The sequence below is a fragment of the Actinoplanes awajinensis subsp. mycoplanecinus genome, assembly GCF_001509495.1.
Lineage (GTDB): Bacteria > Actinomycetota > Actinomycetes > Mycobacteriales > Micromonosporaceae > Actinoplanes > Actinoplanes palleronii.
Genome location: NZ_LLZH01000106.1, coordinates 1 through 1,349 on the forward strand (window position 1 = coordinate 1; position 1,349 = coordinate 1,349).

Sequence of the window (1,349 nt, forward strand, 5' to 3'; positions counted from 1 at the left end):
CGGGAACCCCGGCCCCCGGCCCCCCCAAAGCCGCGCCCCGGCCGCCCCCATCAACCCCTCCTCGGCACCGGTCTGGCCCGCGGTCACCGCCGCACCCGGATCCGTCCGCCCGCGCGGCGACCACCCGCCCCGGCCGAGCAGCCCGGCATACGCCCCCTGCGCCCCGGCCGCGATCGCCGGATCGACCACGTGCACCAGGGTCACCGCGTCGTCCACACCGGCCAGCTCCCGCGCCGCGTCGACCGCCGCGGGCCAGACCCCCTCCCGCACCCACACCAGAACGTTCATCCCCAAACCCTCCCAGCCCCTCCCCCACTCCGCCACCGCTGTCCCCTCCCGCTCACCCCCTCGGCCGCTGTCCACTCCCGGTCATCCCCGCCACCGGCACGTTCCTTTTCGGTACGCATACGGAGCGCTCGTCCGCAGGCTACGAGCCACGTCCCGCCCGTGAGGCCACCGCGAGGCGCGCTGCCGGTCCGGGCCGCGGCGCGGCGCACTGCCTCGGCTGGCGCTCAGGGGTGCCTCCGGCCCCTCGAGACAACCCTCAGCGCCAGCCGGGGCTGCGCGGGAGGGGCGTGCCGGAGCCGGCGGCGACGCTCGCGGCCGAGGCCGGGATCGTGGTGCTGCGGGTCGCGTTCGAACGGTGGGTCGAGGCGGGAGTGGCCGGAGACCTCGGCGCGATCATGCGGGAGACATTGGCAGACCTGCGGGCGGTGACCGTGGTTCCTGCCCGGTAGGCGGACCGCGATTCGCCCGCGACAAGTGGGCCTGGCTGACGACGCGTGTCGATGCCGGACGAGAATGGCCGCCGTTGTCCACATGCGCCAGCACAACGGGGGATACAGATGACTCAGCCGCCACAGCAGGGCTCGCCGGAGCCGCCGCCGATTCCGGACCGTGAGTTGCCGGTTCCTGACAGCGCACCGCCGGTCCTGGGCAACCCGCCGCGGCCGGTTCTCGGCAGCCCGCCGCCCTTTCCGGCCAGTCCGGGGCTGCCGGCTTCAGCGCCGCCGCCGTTCCCGGACAGCCCGGCATTCCCGGTCCCGGTCCCGGTCCCGGTCCCGGTCCCGGTCCCGGTCCCGGTCCCGCAGCCGCAGCCGCAGCCGCAGCCGCAGCCGATCATCCCGGTGCAGCCCACCTATCAGCAGCCCGCGCCCGCCCCTCAGCAGCAATGGACCGGCGCCCAGCAGCCCTGGCCCGATTTCGGTGACCCCCAGCAGCCCGCGCCCGCCCCGCAACAACCGTGGACCGGCCCCGTGCAGCCCCACCAACCATGGGCCGCCCCTGAGCAGCCCCACCCCCACCAGCCGTGGACCGCAGCGGAACAACCGCAGCAACCCCAGCAGTCC

2 protein-coding genes and 1 pseudogene are annotated in these 1,349 nt (G+C 75.6%); 1 reads left to right on the forward strand and 2 read right to left on the reverse strand.

Features of this window, described 5'->3' with window-relative positions:
- Positions 1-288, reverse strand: a pseudogene (locus ADL15_RS14455) (hypothetical protein); the annotation flags it as partial.
- A 287-nt stretch (positions 289-575) separates the two neighbouring features.
- On the opposite strand from ADL15_RS14455, the gene ADL15_RS52910 reads away from it, so the two are divergent.
- A complete protein-coding gene (locus ADL15_RS52910) occupies positions 576-737 on the forward strand; it encodes a hypothetical protein (RefSeq protein ID WP_157441363.1) in 162 nt (53 codons plus the stop codon).
- Positions 738-1,001: 264 nt separating this feature from the next.
- Here the strand turns inward: ADL15_RS52910 and ADL15_RS52915 are convergent.
- Positions 1,002-1,349 (reverse strand): hypothetical protein (locus tag ADL15_RS52915; protein ID WP_232344093.1); only part of this gene is annotated, 348 nt, incomplete at its 5' end.